The 17,076-nt window shown below is 69.8% G+C and carries 16 protein-coding genes, 1 tRNA gene and 1 pseudogene; 12 read left to right on the top strand and 6 right to left on the bottom strand.

Features of this window, described 5'->3' with window-relative positions; translation table 11 throughout:
- Positions 1–84: 84 nt before the first annotated feature.
- Together NL112_RS04190 and NL112_RS04185 are read left to right on the top strand one after the other, a co-directional pair.
- Positions 85–1,503, top strand: a complete 1,419-nt coding sequence (locus tag NL112_RS04190; RefSeq protein ID WP_255151378.1) for a winged helix-turn-helix transcriptional regulator — start codon at positions 85–87, stop codon at positions 1,501–1,503.
- Between the two features lie 112 nt (positions 1,504–1,615).
- A complete protein-coding gene (locus NL112_RS04185) occupies positions 1,616–2,131 on the top strand; it encodes a phosphate-starvation-inducible PsiE family protein (protein WP_255151377.1) in 516 nt (171 codons plus the stop codon).
- On the opposite strand, the gene NL112_RS04180 is transcribed toward NL112_RS04185, so the two are convergent.
- A complete protein-coding gene (locus tag NL112_RS04180; RefSeq protein ID WP_255151376.1) occupies positions 2,132–5,725 on the bottom strand; it encodes a pentapeptide repeat-containing protein in 3,594 nt (1,197 codons plus the stop codon).
- A 118-nt stretch (positions 5,726–5,843) separates the two neighbouring features.
- Between NL112_RS04180 and NL112_RS04175 the strand changes: the two genes are divergently transcribed.
- Both NL112_RS04175 and NL112_RS04170 read left to right on the top strand, forming a co-directional pair.
- A complete protein-coding gene (locus tag NL112_RS04175; RefSeq protein WP_255151375.1) occupies positions 5,844–6,647 on the top strand; it encodes a DUF7847 domain-containing protein in 804 nt (267 codons plus the stop codon).
- 72 nt (positions 6,648–6,719) lie between these two features.
- Positions 6,720–7,019, top strand: a complete 300-nt coding sequence (locus tag NL112_RS04170; protein ID WP_255151374.1) for an ArsR/SmtB family transcription factor — start codon at positions 6,720–6,722, stop codon at positions 7,017–7,019.
- A gap of 6 nt (positions 7,020–7,025) precedes the next feature.
- Here NL112_RS04170 and NL112_RS04165 read toward each other — a convergent pair whose 3' ends face one another.
- Positions 7,026–7,211 (bottom strand): hypothetical protein, encoded by a 186-nt coding sequence (locus tag NL112_RS04165; protein ID WP_255151373.1) that lies wholly within the window; start codon positions 7,209–7,211, stop codon positions 7,026–7,028.
- Positions 7,212–7,515: 304 nt separating this feature from the next.
- Between NL112_RS04165 and NL112_RS04160 the strand changes: the two genes are divergently transcribed.
- From NL112_RS04160 to NL112_RS04150, 3 genes are all read left to right on the top strand, one after another.
- Entirely contained in the window at positions 7,516–7,713 is a 198-nt protein-coding gene (locus NL112_RS04160) for a hypothetical protein (RefSeq protein WP_255151372.1), read from the top strand.
- 249 nt (positions 7,714–7,962) lie between these two features.
- Positions 7,963–8,619, top strand: coding sequence for a helix-turn-helix domain-containing protein (locus NL112_RS04155; RefSeq protein ID WP_255151371.1), 657 nt, complete (start codon positions 7,963–7,965; stop codon positions 8,617–8,619).
- Positions 8,620–8,789: 170 nt separating this feature from the next.
- Positions 8,790–9,446, top strand: a complete 657-nt coding sequence (locus NL112_RS04150; protein ID WP_255151370.1) for a helix-turn-helix domain-containing protein — start codon at positions 8,790–8,792, stop codon at positions 9,444–9,446.
- Between the two features lie 9 nt (positions 9,447–9,455).
- Here the strand turns inward: NL112_RS04150 and NL112_RS04145 are convergent, their stop codons facing one another.
- Both NL112_RS04145 and NL112_RS04140 read right to left on the bottom strand, forming a co-directional pair.
- Positions 9,456–9,668: a HalOD1 output domain-containing protein gene (locus tag NL112_RS04145; RefSeq protein ID WP_255151369.1), complete on the bottom strand. Its 213-nt coding sequence runs from the start codon at positions 9,666–9,668 to the stop codon at positions 9,456–9,458.
- Positions 9,669–9,759: 91 nt separating this feature from the next.
- Positions 9,760–10,428 carry a helix-turn-helix domain-containing protein gene (locus NL112_RS04140; RefSeq protein WP_255151368.1) on the bottom strand — a complete coding sequence of 223 codons (669 nt, stop codon included), beginning with the start codon at positions 10,426–10,428 and terminating at the stop codon, positions 9,760–9,762.
- A gap of 204 nt (positions 10,429–10,632) precedes the next feature.
- On the opposite strand from NL112_RS04140, the gene NL112_RS04135 reads away from it, so the two are divergent.
- Entirely contained in the window at positions 10,633–11,250 is a 618-nt protein-coding gene (locus NL112_RS04135) for a class I SAM-dependent methyltransferase (protein ID WP_255152635.1), read from the top strand.
- A gap of 54 nt (positions 11,251–11,304) precedes the next feature.
- Entirely contained in the window at positions 11,305–12,267 is a 963-nt protein-coding gene (locus NL112_RS04130) for an MBL fold metallo-hydrolase (protein ID WP_255151367.1), read from the top strand.
- Between the two features lie 385 nt (positions 12,268–12,652).
- On the opposite strand, the gene NL112_RS04125 is transcribed toward NL112_RS04130, so the two are convergent.
- Positions 12,653–12,725 (bottom strand) — tRNA-Arg (locus tag NL112_RS04125).
- A 146-nt stretch (positions 12,726–12,871) separates the two neighbouring features.
- On the opposite strand from NL112_RS04125, the gene NL112_RS04120 reads away from it, so the two are divergent.
- Entirely contained in the window at positions 12,872–13,876 is a 1,005-nt protein-coding gene (locus tag NL112_RS04120) for a S49 family peptidase (protein ID WP_255151366.1), read from the top strand.
- Positions 13,866–14,729, top strand: a pseudogene (locus tag NL112_RS22870) (DUF4350 domain-containing protein); the annotation flags it as partial. The gene NL112_RS04120 and the pseudogene NL112_RS22870, both read left to right, overlap by 11 nt.
- Before the next feature lie 227 nt (positions 14,730–14,956).
- Here NL112_RS22870 and NL112_RS04110 read toward each other — a convergent pair.
- Positions 14,957–16,447: an MATE family efflux transporter gene (locus tag NL112_RS04110; RefSeq protein WP_350356149.1), complete on the bottom strand. Its 1,491-nt coding sequence runs from the start codon at positions 16,445–16,447 to the stop codon at positions 14,957–14,959.
- A gap of 134 nt (positions 16,448–16,581) precedes the next feature.
- Between NL112_RS04110 and NL112_RS04105 the strand changes: the two genes are divergently transcribed.
- A complete protein-coding gene (locus NL112_RS04105; RefSeq protein ID WP_255151364.1) occupies positions 16,582–17,070 on the top strand; it encodes a hypothetical protein in 489 nt (162 codons plus the stop codon).
- Positions 17,071–17,076: the final 6 nt, after the last annotated feature.

Below are 17,076 nucleotides of genomic sequence, written 5' to 3'. Positions count from 1 at the left end.
GGTCTACGAGAAACGAGGGATGACCAGCGGACGGTCGGGCCTCGCATGAGACGTGTAAACACACAGTGCATCGCGGTGGTCGTGATGGTTCTCGCTCTCTGTTCGGTCGCGGTCGCGCCCGTGGCCGCGGTCGGCTCGGAGGACGCCGACAGCGGGTCGACCGTCGCCGGCACCCTGAGCGACGGAGACGGTTCCGACGACTCGACGGACTCCGGCACTGACGGGTCGGCTGACGGCGGTTCGACGGACGACTCGACCGGGACCTCCGGTGACGGTTCGACGGACGACTCGACCGGGACCTCCGGTGACCGGACGTTCGACGACTCGTCGAGCGACTCCGACGGGGAGTCCGACGACTCGTTTTCGGACGGTGAGGAGGCCGAGACGCTCGTGACCGAGTCGACCGACGCCGTGGACGACGCCGTCGGGTTCGGCACCCTCTCGGACGAACTGTCGATGGCGTCGGTCGCCACCGACGGCGCCGACGGCACGACGACGGCCGTTTCCGGGGGGGAGGAGGTGGTACCGTTGACGACGCTCGACGCCTTCGACGGCGCGGCGGTGTCCGACACGACCGGTGCCGTCTCGGCATCGGCTCTGACAGGCAAGCAGGACGCGCTCCTCGGCGAGACGGTGACGGCGCTGTCGGGCGTCGGTGGCGGCGTCGGGCCGATGACGGACGCTACCGGGCCGGTCCGTGACGGCGTCGATCCGGTGCGTCCGGACGTCGATGCCACCGGCACGGACGCTCCGAGTTCGAACGCCCTCGCGCTCGGCGAGCGTGGGCCAGCGGGGTCGACGCCCGCTCCCGCCGGGCCGACGACGGGCCTCGCGCTCGGGGTCGGTGCGGTCGCCGCCGCGGCGGTCACCCGGCGCGCCGCGGTGACGCCCCAGGCGCTCGTGACGTTCGCGTCGACGCTGACCGCCGGCGTCGCGCCGCTGTCCGCCCCCGGCCGCACCCTCGACCGCCTGCTCCGCACCGTCGCGCCGTTCCGCTACTCGCGGTACGACGACTCCGACCCGCTCGAACACGACGCCCGCGCCGACGTGTACGAAGTCGTCGACGAGACGCCGGGCGCGTATCTCTCGGAGGTAGCCGAACGCGCGGACCTGCCGCTGTCGACGGTGCGTCACCACGTCCGCGTCCTCGAACGCGAGGACCTCGTCTCCGGTGCGAAGGTGCGCGGGAAGCGCCGCTTCTACCCGGCGTACACGCAGGGCGTCGAACTCGCGGCCGCGCTCGAGGAGGACGCCACCGCCGCGGTCATCGACGCCATCGCGCGGTTCGGGGCGGCTTCCGTGAGCGACATCGCCGACGAACTGGGGCGTGACCCCTCGACGGTGAGCCACCACCTCTCGCGGCTCGCCGAGGACGGCATCGTCGTCCGCGAGCGCGAGGGCCGCGCCGTGATGAACAAACTGGCTCCGGAGGCCCGCACGGCGCTCGAACCCAGCCACGACGCGCCGTCGACCGAGAGCGGGGAGGCGCTGGCCTCCGACTGACGCCCACGCGTTCGGTCCCCGTCCCCGCCGACGGCAGATGCCGGTTCCGTCCGACCGTCGGTCGTTTCACCGAGACAAAACATCTTTACCGGGATGGGCCGCGGTAGCACACATGAGTGGGGACACGGAGGGGGCGGTCGAGGGGGGCCGCGGCCTCACCCTCGACGACGTTCTCAAGGGGCTCGGCATCCAGTCCGAGGTCCTGATGGAGGTGCTGGAGCTTCTGACCGCGCTGTTGATGGTCGTACTGTTCGCCATCGGCGTGTTCGACCTCGGCTTGAAACTGTACCAGCTCATCGCCAGCGGGCGGTTCACCGACCCCGACGCCATCCTGAAGCTCATCGACACCGCGCTCCTGCTTCTGATAATCGTCGAGATATACCGGACGGTCATCTCCTACGTCGAGGACCTGAACATCCTCCCCATCGTCATCAACGTCGGGCTCATCGCCATGGCCCGGAAGATAATCAGCTTCCGGACCGGCAAGTACGGGACGAAGGAGGAGGCGCTGCTCGCGGCGGCCGCCTACGGCTTCCTGATGCTCATCCTCGTCGCCTCGTTCTACCTGATGCACCGGAGCCAGCAACGGAGCGACTTCGACATCTACTCGGTCGCCGACGGGGAGTAGTCAGGCCATCCGCCGCCCGATGACGAACACGACCAGCGCGACCAGCAGGGCCCCGAGGAACGACTCGAGGCCGGCGAGCGTCCGCGCCACGGGGCCGACCGGCTGAACGTCGCCGTAGCCGAGCGTCGTGAACGTGACGATGCTGAAGTAGAGCACCCGGCCCATGATTTCGGCCCCCTCGGGCGAGAGCGCCTGCGAGACGCTGGTGAACCCCGTCGTCGTCCCGACGGAGGAGCGCGTCCCTTCCGCGACGGTGGCGTACAGGAGCGCCCAGACGCCGACGACGACCACCGAGACGTAGACGACGCGCCAGAGCCGTTCGCCGTAGCCACAGGTCTGGTACAGTAGCCAGTTGCCGAGCCAGTGGCCGGCCGACCGGCTCCGGGTCCGGAGGTCCTCGCCGCCGTCGGTCACGACGTTGCGGTTCTTCTGCCGGCGGAAGGAGAACTCCTTGATGTAGAACTCCGAGGCGGCCTTCCGCTGGCCGAACGCGTCGGCGCTGTTCTTCGCTTTCAGATACGTGCTCTCCAGGTCGCCGGGCGGCAGGTCGTCCGTGGCGAGTTCGTCGGCGTCGGCCACCGACGGGTACTCGAAGGAGTGGATGGTCCAGTCGTTGCGCGCCAGCAGGTCCATATGCTCGGAGAAGTCGAAGCCGTCGAAGTTGGTGTTGAGAAAGCGGAAGTAGTCGAACAGTTCGAACCGGCTCTCGTTCGGCTCGAACCGCACCTCCCGGACCGTCGCCTCCTCGAGGTCGTAGAACGTCTCGCCGTCCTCGGGCTGTTCGATGTGGCCGCCCTCGAGCGTGGCCCGCGTCATGTCCACGAGAACGGCGGAGTCGGCCGGCGCCGCCCGGAACTTCAGTCGCTCGGTGAACTCGCTCTCGACGAACCGGGCACGGGTGGCGAACTCGGTTCCCTGGAAGTTGGCGGTGTGGAACTCAACGCGGTAGAAATGTGCGCCCGCCTCGAACGTGGCTCGCTCGAAGGTGACGTCCTCCGTCTCGGTGTTCGAGCCGCCGTGGAACTCCGTCCCGTTGAACGTGACGCCGCCCGCGAACGTGACGGCCTCGAAGGTGGCGTCGCCGTCGAACCGGGCGTCGTCCATCTCGAAGGAGCCGCCGACGACGGCGTCGGTGAACTCCGCACCGTGTTCGAGGTGGACCCGCTCGAATGAGACATCGTCCTCGAACTGCGCGCCCGAGAAGTTGGCGTAGCGGAACCGCGCCCGCGAGAACTCCACCTCGGCGGCGAACCGCGTCCCCCGGAAGTCGGCGTCGTCGTCCAGCACGGTCGGGCTCCCCTCGAAGGCGGCGCCCTTCATCGACGCCGGCCCCTCGAAGACAGCGTCGCCGAACGTGGCGTTGCTCCCGAACCGCGTCTCGTCGAACACCGCCTCGTCGTGGAATCGGACCCCGTCGAACGTCGCTTCGTCGGCGAACGACGCCGCGTCGAAGTCCGCGAGGCCGGCGACCGTCGCCTCCTCGAAGGTGGCGCTGTCGGTGAACGTCGCGTCGACGAACATCGCGTCGTCCTCGAACGCGGTCGCCCGGAAGTCGGCGTAGCCGAACTCCGCGTCGTCGAAGCGGACGCCCGCCGCGAACGTCGCGTGGTTGAACGTCGCGTCGTCGTCGAGCAGGTTCGCGCCGCCCTGGAACTCCGTGCCCCGGAACGTCGCCACGTCGTCGAAGGCGGCACCGTCGAAGGAGGCGTCGTCGCGGAACCGAGCCTCGTCGAACGTCGCCTCGCGCTCGAAGACGGCGTCGGTGAACTCGGCGTCGCCGTCGAACGCCGTCTCGGTGAACGTCGCCGTCCCCTCGAAGGTGGCGTCGGCGAACGTGGCGTACCGGAAGCTCCCGGCCTCGAACGTCGCCTCCCGCTCGAAGGTGGCGTCCGCGAACGTCAGGTCGTCGTCGCGTGTGTTGTCGCCGCCGTGGAACTCCGCGCCCCGGAACTCCGCGACGCCCGACAGCGTCGCCCCCCGGAAGGAGGCGTCGTCGCGGAACCGAGCCTCGACGAACCTGGCCGCGCCGTCCCACTCGGTGTCGGGGAACGCGGCGTCGAGCGCGAACGTCGCGTCGCTGAACTCGGCGCCCTCCGCGAAGGTGGCGTCCGCGAAGGTGGCGTACTGGAACGCGGCGTTGCGGAACGACGCCTCGGCGTCGAAGGTGGCGTCCGCGAACGTGACGTCCTCGTCGGCGACGTTGTCGCCGCCGCGGAACTCGACGCCACGGAAGTCCGCGTCGCCGTCGAACGCAACCGCCGCGAAGGCGGTGTCGTCGTGGAACCGCGCCTCCGCGAACGCCGCCTCCCCCTCGAAGGCGGCGTCCTCGAACACCGCCTCCCCCTCGAAGGTGGTGTCGGCGAAGGCGGCGTCGTCGCGGAACCGCGCCGCACGGAAGTTGGCGAACGCGAACGTCGCGCCCGTGGCGTCGACGCCGGCCCCGAACTCGGCGCGCTCGAACGTCACGTCGTCGTCCTCGACGTTGTCGCCGCCGTGGAACTCGACGCCGCGAAGCGACAGCGCGGCCTCGAACTCCGCGTCGGCGAAGGCGGTGTCGTCGTGGAACCGCGCCTCGTCGAAGGTGGCGTCCGCGAACGCGCAGTCCCGGAACGACGTCTCCTCGTCGAAGGTGGTGTCCGCGAACCTCGCGTCGCCGTCGAAGGCGGCATCGTCGAACACCGCACGCCGGAACCGGCCGCCGGTGAACACGGCGTCGCCGTCGAAGGTGGCGTTCGCGAACGTCACGTCGTCGACGCTGACGTTGGCGTCGCCGTGGAACTCGACGCCACGGAAGTCGGCGTCGCCCCCGAACGTCGCGTCGGTGAACTCGGCGTCGCCGTCGAACCGCGCCTCCAGAAATCCGGCGTCGCCGTCGAACGCCGTGTTGACGAAGTCGGCGTAGCGGAACTCCGCCTGCTCGAACGTCACCTCGCGCTCGAAGACGGCGTCCTCGAAACAGGCGTCGTCGTCGAGCAGGTTGGCGTCGCCGCGGAACTCCGCGCCCCGGAACCGGACGGGCGCGGCGTACCGGGTGTCGCGGAAACAGCTGTCGCCGTGGAACCGCGCCTCGTCGAAGTTCACCGCCGCCCCGAACGTCGACCGCTGGACCGAGAGGTCGCCCTCGACGACCAGCCCCTCCGCGCGCACTTCGCCGGCGACGCTCGCGGCGACGAGCCCCACCGACTCGCGGAACGTCGCCGCCTCGACGTCGAGCACGTCGAGGCTCGCTCCCCGGAGGTCGAGCGGCTGGCACACCTCGCTGTTCGAGAGGTCGAGCGTCCCGTCGACCGTGGCGCCCCGGAGGTCTATCGGGTACTGGTCGGGCGCCTCCAGCGTCGCAAACGAGAAGTCCACCTCTCCGAGGTAGGCGCCGAGCAGGCGCTTGGCCGCCTCGCCCTCGCGTTCGGCGACCGCCGCCAGCGCCGCGGTCACGTCCTCGTCGTCGATACCCCGTTCGGCACGCGCCGCCGGGTCGAGATGGAACAGGCACCGCTCGGCGTCCTCGTGGGTCTCGTGTGGGCAGTCCCACGGCTCCGCGAGGCTGGTCCCGTCGCTCCCGTCCGGCCGCAACGTGAACGTACACGTCTCCGACATCTCCCCCACTCGACCGTGGGATGGACGACCGGCGACGTAAATGTTCTCCCGCGTGACACGTCGTGCGGCTCCCGGACGGAACGACAAGGGTTTTACAAATTCTGAACGAACGGTCAGCATGGCCGTCCTGTCATCCCTCCGACGGACGCCGGGTGCGCTGGCGCGCAACCCCATCGTGTTCGTCCCCGTGTTCGTGTTGCTGCTGACGCAGGTGCCGACGATGCTGCTGCAAGCGACGTTCCCGATCCTGGCGAGTCTCGTCTCGCTTCTCGTCTCGCTGCTGTTCATCGTCGTCGTGCCGTTCTTCCAGGGTGGGCTCATCGCCATGAGCGACGAGGCGCTCGACGGCACCACGTCGCTCGACCGGTTCGTCGCGGCCGGGAAGGCCAACTACACGTCGCTTCTGGTCGCGTACCTGCTGTTGCTGGTGGCGAACTTCGTACTCGGCGTCGTCGGCTTCCTCGCCGCCATCGTCGCCGGCGTCGCGGTGTTCGCCGGTGCGGGGGGGCCGAGCCTCGCGGCGGTCGGCGTGCTCGGCGCCGGGCTACTGCTGTTCCTGCTCGCGTACCTCGCGGTCGTGTTCTTCATCCAGTTCTACGGCCAGGCCGTCGTGCTCGACGGCCACGGCGCCATCGACGGGCTGAAACACAGCGTCGGCGTCGTCCGCGGCAACCTCCTGTCCAGCCTCGGCTACTCGCTACTGGTCGGCCTGCTGGGGCTCGTCGCCGGCGGCGTGTTCGGCGTCGCTTCGCTCCTCACGACGCCCGAGGCGACCGCCGGAACCGCGCTCGCCCAGCCCTCGCCGGGCGTCCTCGCGGGCGTCGGCGTCGTCGTGCTGGTCGTCGGGACGCTGTTCGGCGGCTTCTTCGGCGTCTACTCGGTGGCGTTCTACCGGGAACTCACGGACCGTGGCGCGCTGTAGCCGCAGTCCCTACATAAATGCCTTCAAAATCAAAGCCGCGGACTCGTACGGCTCGCTGACCTGGACGATGACGTGAACCGCGACGACACCCTCGGGGCCGCGCTCGACGCGCTCTCGGCCGCACAGCGCCGCCGCGTCCTACTGAAACTCGCCGACGGAGAACCGATTCCGGTAGACGACCTCACGGCAGGAGCCGACGACCGGCGGCAGGCGACGGTCGAACTGCACCACCGACACCTCCCGCGGCTCGACGACGCCGGCTACGTCGCGTGGGACCGGACGGCGGGCCAGCTCCGTCGCGGCGAGAACTGGAACGATGTCGCACCCCTGCTCGCGGCGCTTCCGGTCGCCGAGACCGACGGCGGCGAGTGACTCCGGTCACTCCTCGGTGTCCTCGGGGACCACTTCGTACACCTCGACGCCCCACGTGCGCTCGCCGTCGGTGAACCCCCAGCCGTTCTCGACGTCGACGCCGTTGGCCGCCGCTCCGGCGACGAGCCGTCGCATCGCCGCTCTGAACTCGGCCTCGGTCGTCGGCGCGTCGGTGGGTGGGTCGCCTGTCATGGTCGTCCCTCGTCGCTGGTGACCGTCGGTGTCACGACGGGGCCGCGGATGGACGACCCTGGTCGGATGTCATCCTCCATGCGCGTAAGTGGCGGCGTTCGATGCCGAAGGGATTGATGCGGACCGCGCCGGTCGCATCCCACCCGAACCCCTTTCACCCTGGCACACCAAGCACGGACGACTGGGAACACCCCCCTGACTCTCTTCCCCGTGGTGTGTGACGATTCACCCTTGCGACGGAGGTTCCAGGTTGTTGGACGGGTTCCGTGCACGACGGTCGCACTATCCTCGTCACAACCCACCAATGACATCTTCGACGACAGGGTCAGAGGGCCCCACGACTGAGCGGGAGTTCCGCCGCGCCCTGGCGACACTCCTGCACGAGGCGCACGACAGCGGCGTCGCCATCGAGGGAGGCTGGGCGTTCAGAACCGACGGCGACGACCACGACTGGGGGGTCGAGATATACGAGGTGGCGTACCGCTCGGAGCGGCACGACTGATCGGACGGGGACGAGTCCGCCAGCCGCGAGTGTAGCGAGCGGTAGGCCGAGCGGCACGTCGAGCGGTAGGCCGAGCGGTAGCAATAAAAACACCTTCGAGGGTACAGGCTACCTACTTTACTTACGGGTCCGGTACAGTCGGGCAATGGTACTCGGTCGGTCGTCGTCGCCGCGTGGTTCGTCGTATCGTCGGTGGGTTCGACAGCATCGTCTGTGGCGTTCACGAACCGGCGTTCCTCGCAACGCGCGATGAGCGTCATCGCGCGCTTCTCCATCCCGGCCGAGGAGTTCACGCTCGGGGAGGCACTCGAGGTGCGCGAGGGGGTCGAGATACGTCTCGAATCCATGATTCCGACCGGCGACGACCTCGTGCCGTACTTCTGGGTGTCGTCGGCCGACGCGCCCGCGGTGCAGTCCGCTCTGGAGGGGTCGGAGCTCACAGAGTCGGTCCGCGTCGTCGACGAGGTGAACGGCGAGAGCCTGTTCCGCGTCGACTGGAGCACCGAGGTCAACGGCGTCATCGACGCCATCGACGCGGCCGAGGCGGTGGTTCTCGAAGGCGAGGGGCGGGGCGACCACTGGGCGTTCCGCGTCCGGTTCCCCGAGCACGCGGCGCTGTCGCAGTTCTACCGTAGCTGTGTCGACGCCGGCATCACCGTCGACCTGAACGAGGTCAACAGCCCGCTGGCGGACGGTTCCACCGGTGGCTACGGCCTCTCCGAGGAGCAGCAGACGGCGCTGGAGGTCGCTCTCGAGCGTGGCTACTTCGACATCCCTCGCGGCATCACACTCGTCGAACTGTCCGAACAGCTCGGCGTCTCCGACTCGGCGGTCTCACAGCGCATCCGCCGCGGCCTCGGGAAGCTCATCTCCGCGACGATCGTCCGGGGCGACGGCCCCGACTGACGGGCCGGGCGGGAGCCGCTCCGTCGACCACGCACATTTTTTATGTCTACGGCTTCCATGTCGAACCATCATGGCCAGCGTCGTCATCGCTTCGCCGACCACCGGGTCGTGTAGATGCAACTGAGACCGCCACACACGGACGAGGAAGCGACGCCGGGGACCCGACACCGATGAACGTCTTCGCCGAGTTCGACGTACCCGTGACGGCGTTCCCGCTCGGCCAGTTCCTGCGCGAGCACCGGTCGGTGACGGTCGAACTCGAACGGGTCGTGCCGACCGCGGGGTTCGTCCACTATCTCTGGGTGGAGGGGGGCGACGCCGAGGCGGTCGTCTCGTCGCTCGTCGACGACGGAGCGGTCGCGTCGGCCGACGTGGTCGACGACCTCCCGGGGCGGACGCTGCTCCGCGTCGACTGGGCGGGCACCGACGCGCCGCTGTTCGATCTGATCCAGGCCAACGGGGCGACCCTCGTCGGGGCCACGGGCGCTCACGACGGCTGGACGGTGGACCTCCGGTTCCCCGACCAGGGGGCGCTGTCGACGCTCTACGACGAGTGCATCGAACGGGGAATCGACGTCGACCTGCGGCGAAGTTACGAGGCCGGCTCGCCGAGCGCCGACGACGGTCTCGGGCTGTCGGACCCACAGCAGGAGACGCTGGCGACGGCGTTCCGGGCCGGCTACTTCGAGGTGCCCCGCCGGACGACCATCGAGGACCTCGCCGCGGAGATGGGCGTCTCCGAGCAGGCGGTCTCGGAGCGGCTCCGTCGGGCGCTGTCGACGCTGCTGACGTCGACGCTGACCGGACGGGACGACGACGAGAACTGACGTCCGACCTCAGTTCGGGTCGACGGTGACGTCGTCCGGGCCGCGGACGGTGATCGTGCAGTCCGCGTACGTGAACTGGACGGCGACGCTCCCGTCGCCTCGGAACAGCGCGTCGAGCGCGTCCGTGTCGACGTACTCCGCCAGCGCCGGGAGCTCCGTCACGTCGCTGCCGTTCCGTTCCGCGACGGCCAGCACGACCGCCGTGCTCGCTGACTGTACCATGGTCTGATGACCGGTGGCTACCACATACACGTATTTGAACCTTCTACTTCGATACTCCTTATGTACCCCGGCACTTCTACTTCGAAGCTCCTTACGTATCGTCGGCGTCCTCGTCCGTCCCGTCGAGCGTCGTCTCGAGGAGCCGCTTGGTGCCGCGCCGGATGCGCTGTGAGACGGCCGTGTCGGAGATGCCCATCCGCTCGGACAGCTCCACCAGGTTGATGCGTCGCGGCACGTCGAAGTAGCCCGCTTCCAGCGCGCTGACGAGCGTATTCCGCTGGGTATCCGAGAGGTCGATGCCGACCCCGACGTTCGTCGGCGGCCCGGGGTTGTGGACGCTCTGCAGGTCGATATGGAGGTCGGCCGCGGCCGCCTGCTGGTAGAACGCCGTCAGGTCCTCGTGGGTGGGGAACCGTAGCTGGAACCGCCAGACGTCGTCCCCACCGGTCGCCTCCAGGATGACGCCGTCGCTGTCGGCGAGCGCCTCGAGCAGGCCGTCGAGTTCGCTCGCCCACTCGACGCGGACGAGCACCTCGTCGGCGACCTCGTCGATGATCTCGAACGACTCGATGTCGGCCTCCTCGCGCAGGGAGGTCTCGACGGTCTCGAGGTCGTCGTCGGACACCCACAGGTACGGGAGGAACGCGTCTCCGAGCGGGACGACGCGCTCGATGCGGACGCGTATTCCCGGGTTCGTTGCGAGTGCAGGCCCCAGCGTGAACTCCTCGGCCGGGACCTCCACCGTGGCGATGACGCTCATCGGCCTAGTTCCGTGTCTCGCTCCCGGTGCATAAATCCCTTCGACTGTAATGGCCACTAATATGAATAGCTTCGATATAGAACCATCCTACTCCGTGCCGGCACCCGGGCGGTCGCCCCCGCACGGGACGGGGTAACCGGAGCGTATCCGCGCTCGCGACCGTCGCCCGCCGAGCATATGACCGTGGACCCCGTCGCGTCGAGCATGGACCCCGACGAGAACCGCCGCGGGTGGGCCGAGCGCTCCGGCGCGTACAGTCCGGAGTACTACGCACAGCTCGGCCCGAACGAGGTGAGCGAGACGCTGGCGGCGGTGTTCGACCACTACGTCGACGAGGACGCCGCGGTGCTCGAGTTGGGCTGTAGCTCCGGTCGCCACCTCGAACGCCTGCGGCGGGCCGGCTACGAGGACCTCACCGGGGTCGACCTCAACGACGAGTCGTTCGCGGTGATGGCCGACCACTACCCCCGGCTGGCCGACGTCGGAACGTTCCACACGGCCCCCCTCGAGGAGTTCCTCCCGGAACTGGACGACGGCGCGTTCGACATCGTCTACTCGGTGGAGACGCTCCAGCACGTCCACCCCGACGACAGCGAGGTGTTCGAGGAGTGCCTTCGGGTCACGTCGGACCTGCTGGTCACCGCGGAGAACGAGGGGAACAGCCCGCGGCGCGGCCGCGACGACCACGAGGTGAGCCGCGTCGACGACGAGTTCCCGCTGTTCCACCGCGACTGGAAGGCGGTGTTCTCGTCGCTCGGCGCCGCTCACCTGCTCCGTGAGCCGACGAAACGCGACACGGTCCGCGTGTTCAGGAGCGTGTGACGCGCCGATTCCGGTAGCCGCACCGGTTTTACGTCGGGGAGCGAACGGTGTCGCATGGACGACGCTCACCGCATCGAGATTCCGACGCCGTTCGACGTCGGGCGGGTGAATTGTTACGTCTTCGCCGGGGGCCCACTGACGCTGGTCGACCCCGGGCCGGCGACCGACGCCGCCTACGAGGAGCTCGCGGCCGGACTCGAGGACCTCGGGTACGCCGTCGCCGACGTCGAGCAGGTGCTCATCACCCACCCGCACATGGACCACTTCGGGCTCGCCAACCGGGTCGTCGATGTCTCGGGGGCGGCCGCCGTCGCCCACCGCGACGCGACGCGGCAACTCCGCGACCCGGACGGCCACCTCGACCGCGAGCAGGCGCTGTTCCGCCCGTTCCTGACTGCGATGGGCGTCCCCGAGCAGGTCGTCGAGACGGCCGTTACGCTCCCGGACGCGTACACGGAGTACCAGGAACCGCTCGCGGTCGACCGCGAACTGACCGACGACGACCCCGTCGACGCTGGCGTCGACCTCCGGGCGGTCCACACGCCCGGGCACGCACCCGGGTCGGTCTGTTTCGTCGCCGAGAGGGGTCCGGTCGCGTTCACCGGCGACCACGTCCTCGACCACATCTCGCCGAACCCGCTTCTGACGGTCGCGCCCGGCACCGACGACGAGCGCACGCGGAGCCTCCCGGCGTATCTGGACGCGCTCGACCGACTCCAGGCAGTCGACGCCGACGTGGGCCGTCCGGGTCACGGGGACGACGTTTCCGACCTCTCGGCCCGCATCGACGAGATACGCGACCACCACCACGAGCGCAAGGAGCATATCGCTGACCTCATCGACGAGCGGGGGACGGCGACCGCCTACGACCTCATGGGCGAACTGTTCCCCGACCTGCCGGCGACGGAGGTGTTCCCGGGGATGTCGGAGATAATCGGCCACCTCGACCTGCTGGAGGACGAGGGCCGCGTCGACGTGACCGAGACCGACGGGGTCCGCCGGTACGCGCTGGACTGATTCGGGTGCCCCCGGCCCGCCGCCCGGAGCGTTCTGTCGCGGCCACGCCCGTGTCCGCGACCACCTCCTCCGAGCCCTCGTTCGTTGCGGTCCGCGCGAATCCCGACCGCTCGCACCCGACGGTCGTCGTCGAACTGCTCCTCCGCGGGGTTGATGCACGGCTTCTCACAAGAATGGCAGTTATACTGCCTGTAGCGGGAGAGTCGAGTCACGGCACACCCCCCGAGTTGGCCGAACCAATCGCAGGATAGCGTGGGGCCGCGTTAGGCGGCGTAACGAAGTCATTTTCAGACGCGAATCTGAAGATCGCTAATCCTGCGATAATCGGACGTAGCGCACTGCTGTGCGCCACTTCCAATTGGCCGGAAATCGGGGAGTAGAAGGACGAGCCCGACGGGATTTGAACCCGCGACATCTTGGTCCGGAACCAAGCACTCTGTCCACTGAGCTACGGGCTCCTATCCCGACGTAGCGGAGGCCCGGTGATAACCGTTGTGAACCGCGCCGCCCGGTGCCGACGGGAGGAACACGGCGCACGGTGGCGGCTTCCGCTCGTAACCCCGGATTACTGCTCGTTCGCTGGGGCGAACGGCCTGCGGGTATTATGGCCGATGTCATGGCACTCGGTGGCATGGTGTTCGAGCGGCGCGACGCCCGCGGGGTGGTCCTGCTTCTGGCCGTCGGCGTGCTCGTCGGCGCGGCGGTGGCGCTGGTCGTCGTCCCGCTGGTCGACCGGCCGCCGGACCGGGTGGCGGTCGTCACGCTCGAGGGCGCAATCGACGGCACGTCGGCGGCGTCGTTCACGGCCCGCATCGAGCAGGTCCGACAGGACCCCTCGGTGGCGGCGGTCGTCCTGCTGGTGAACAGCCCCGGGGGGACGGCCGCCGCCAGCGAGTCGCAGTATCTCGCGGTGAAGCGGCTCGCCGCCGCCAAGCCGGTGGTGACCAGCGTCGACGCCGTCGCCGCGTCGGGCGCGTACTACACGGTCCTCCCGAGTGACGCCATCTACGTCAAACCCGCCTCCACCGTCGGGAGCGTCGGCGTGCTCGCGCCGTACCCCCAGCAGGTCCAGCCGAACGACGTCGTCGCCGCCACGGGGCCGGACAAGCTCTCGGCCGACAGCCGGCGCGGCTTCACGTACACGCTGGAGACGCTGAAGCGGGCGTTCGCCAACGCGGTGATGGCGAGCCGCGGCGACGACCTCGCGTTGACGCGGGCGGAACTCGTCGAGGCGGGCGTCTACTCCGGGACGGTCGCGGTCCGCAACGGCGTGGCCGACCGCGTCGGCGGCACGCAGGCCGCAATCGCGCACGCCGCCGAACGTGCGGGGCTGGACGGCTACGCGGTCGAGACGTACCGGCCGAACGCGACGACGACGTTCGTCTCGCGGGCGGCGTTCGTCGCCAGCGCCGCCGACGCGAAGCGGCTCCGGTCGCCCGCGTACCTCACCGGCGTCGGCGGGCCGGGGGCCGCGTACGGAACGTTCCTGATGCTCCCGCCGCAGTACGCCTACCCCGGACGGGGTAGCTATCTCGGGGCCGGCGCGTACGCCGGCGGGGAGAACGCGACGGCGACCCCGACCCGGACGGTGGTGGCCGATGGAGGCTGAGGCGGCCGCCGGCGGCGTCGCCGTCGTCGTCGGGGCCGCGCTGTTCGTCGTCGCCGCGGCCGCGTTCGGCGCGACCGTGTTCGACGCGCCGGCGCCGTACGACACCGACACCGACGCGGCCGACGACCGGCCGCCCGGTGAGTACCGGCCCGCGTCGGTCGTCGCCGAGCCGATTCCGGCCCGCGGCCGCGTCACCGTGAACCGGTCGCTGTACGCGCGTAACGCCAGCGACCGGAAACTCGTCGTCGTCGACAGCGCGAGCCGCGTGCTCCAGGAGGACGTCAGGCAGTTACGGCTGGCGCTCGTGCGTGCCGGCCACGACGTGCGGACGACCGACGACCTGGACGACGCACTGCGCGAGGCCGACGCCTACGTCCGCATCGACCCCGGCGTCTCGCTGTCCGCCGAGGAGGTGGACGCCGTCCGCAACTTCACCGACCGCGGCGGCCGCGTCCTGCTTGTCGCGGAGCCGAACCACGTCGAGGTGTCGACCGGCGTGTTCACCACCTCGCTGACCGTCCGCCGGACCGCGATGGTCGACCTCGCCGCCGAGTACGACATCGTGTTCGGCAACCGCTACCTCTACGACACGACCACGAACGACGGAAACTTCCGGCACGTGCTCGCTCGCCCCACGAACGCGGCGACGGCGCCCGATCTCGACCGGGTGGCACTCTACACGGCGACCCGGGTACAGGCGCGCAACGCGACGGTCCTGTTGCGGACCCCGCCGACCACGCACCTGTCGAACGCCGGGGCCGCGAGCCAGTATCCGGTCGCGGTGCGGTCGGGCAACGTCGTCGCGCTCGGCGACGGCACCTTCATCCAGGAGGGTCGCCACGCGGTCGCCGACAACGAGGCGCTCGTCGGCTACGTCGCCGAGTTCCTGGTGAGCGGCGACGCGCGCCCGCCGCCGGAACCGGCCGCGGAGCCCCCGCCGGAGAACGCGACCGCCACCCCCGAGGGGACCGCCACCACTCCGGCGGGCAACGCGACCGAGACGCCGACGCCCACTCCTGGGGGACCCGCTCCCCCGACGCCGGGCGTCGACGCGACGGCGACCGCCGAGCGCACGCGCGGTCAGTCCTCGGCGTCGGGCGTGGGCCCGACCTCGGCCCCGGCGTCGTCGGTGTCGACCACCGACCGCTTCCACGTGCCGCGCGTGAACCACGCGCCGGCGGCGACGGCACCGACGATGTTGCCCAGCGCCATCCCGTACCAGATGCCGGTCGCGCCGAGGCCGGCGACGAACGCGAGGTAGTAGACGGTCGGGACGCGACCGACCCACAGCGCGGTCAGCGAGAACACCAGCGCCGTCTTCGTGTTGCCGGCGCCGCGGTACGCGCCGAGCAGCACCTGGAGGACGCCGATGAACGCGAACTCGACGGTGCGGATGCGGAGGTAGCGAGTCCCCTCCTCGACGGTGCGGGCGGCGTCGGCCGTCGTCGACTGGATGAACACGCTGACGATGGGTTCGGCGAACGCCAGCGCCACCAACGCGACGCCGAACATCACGGCCGCGCCGACGCCGCCGGCGAGTTTCACCGCCCGCTCCGCGCGGTCGGCCTTGTCCGCGCCGAGGTTCTGGCCGACCATCGTGTTCGTCGCCCGGCCCAGCCCCATCGCGGGCAGGAAGACGAGCGAGATGAGCCGGTTGCCCAGCCCGTAGGCCGCGACCACCGGCGGCCCGAACGTGGCGACCATCGCGGTCAGGGTTATCATCGCCAGCGCGCTCGTCGACTGCTCCAGCGCCGAGGGCGCGCCGATGTCGACTATCTGTTTCACCCAGTCGAGTTCCAGCCGCAGGTGCTCGGGGCGGATGTCCGGGCCGACCCGCAGGCCGAACAGGATGTACATGCCGATGCCGGTGGCGACGACCCGCGAGATGAGCGTCGCCACCGCCGCGCCCTCCACGCCCATCGCGGGGAAGTCGAGCGCGAGCGTGTGGCCGAACAGCGTCACCGCGGGGCCGACCTGCCAGCCGAAGATAAAGAGGGGGTCGAGCACGACGTTGAGGACGACGGTGACGAACATCACGCGCATCGGCGTCCGCGTGTTGCCGTAGCCGCGCATCAGCGCCGAGAACACGAAGAAGCCGAACAGGAAGGGCGTCCCCAGGAAGAACACCCGCATGTACTCGCTGGCCAGCGGGATGACCTGCGCGGCCGTCTCCACGTCCGCCGGCAACAGCCCCAGCAGCGGCTCGGTCGTCAGGTAGCCGAGCACGCCCAGCGCGACCGCGAGCACGGTGACGAACGCGACCGTCTGCCCGGCGGCTTTCCCCGCCGACTCCTCGCCGCCCGCGCCGGTGTACTGGGCGACGAGCGTCGACCCGGCGACGGTGAACCCGCCGCCCACGGACAACAGCAGGAAGATGAGGGGAAACGCGAGGCTCAACGCGCCCACCGCCGCCGCGGGTTCGGCCGTCCGGCCGAGCCAGATGGTGTCGGCGATGTTGTACGCGACCTGCAACAGCTGGGTGACCACGATGGGCCACGCCAGCGTGAACAGGGGCCGCGCGAGGCTTCCCTCGGTGATGCTGCTCTCCGTGGAGGACTCGGGCACAGTCACAGCACGCTTCGGGTCGATATGTGACCTTCGTTACGGTCGTGTGCTGGACGTTCCCACGCAGAGGCCTCCCCCGCGTGACTTCGAGTGGAGATTGGCGAAAAGAGTTTACCACCGCGGGGACGTGACACCGGACCGTGCCCTCCAGACGAACCCTCCTGTGGACCGTCGGGACCGCCTCGCTGGCGGCGACCGCCGGCTGTTCGGCGCTCGACCGTGGCGTCCCCGGCTACGTGCAACTGAAGTCAATCGAAGGGGTCCGCACCGACGACGGGACGCGACACGGCGAGTCGATACTCCGGGTCACGCTGAGTTCCCCGCCCGGGGGCCGACCGGAACTGAGCCACGTGAACGACGAGTGGGTCGACCGGTTCGAGACGCCACACACCCCGACGGTGTCGGACGCGCTGGCGGCCGACCTCTCCGCGGCGTTCGACGAGGTCCGGTACGTCGTCGGCGTCTGCTCGCCGAAGTGGGCCGACGACGGGGAGCCGATAGGCTGTTACAACGTGAACACGACGCGGAAGACGTTCGACCGGGCGCAGGTCCACGACCGCGTGCGGGCGTCCTCGGACGGGACGTATCTCACGGTCCACGCGGTCGACGGGGAGTGGAACTTCGAGTAGGAGAGG

The sequence above is a fragment of the Halorarius halobius genome (assembly GCF_024298865.1).
Taxonomy (GTDB): Archaea; Halobacteriota; Halobacteria; order Halobacteriales; family Haloarculaceae; genus Halorarius; species Halorarius halobius.
Note: the sequence above shows the minus strand (reverse complement) of the source record. Positions and strands in the feature narration are given on the sequence as shown.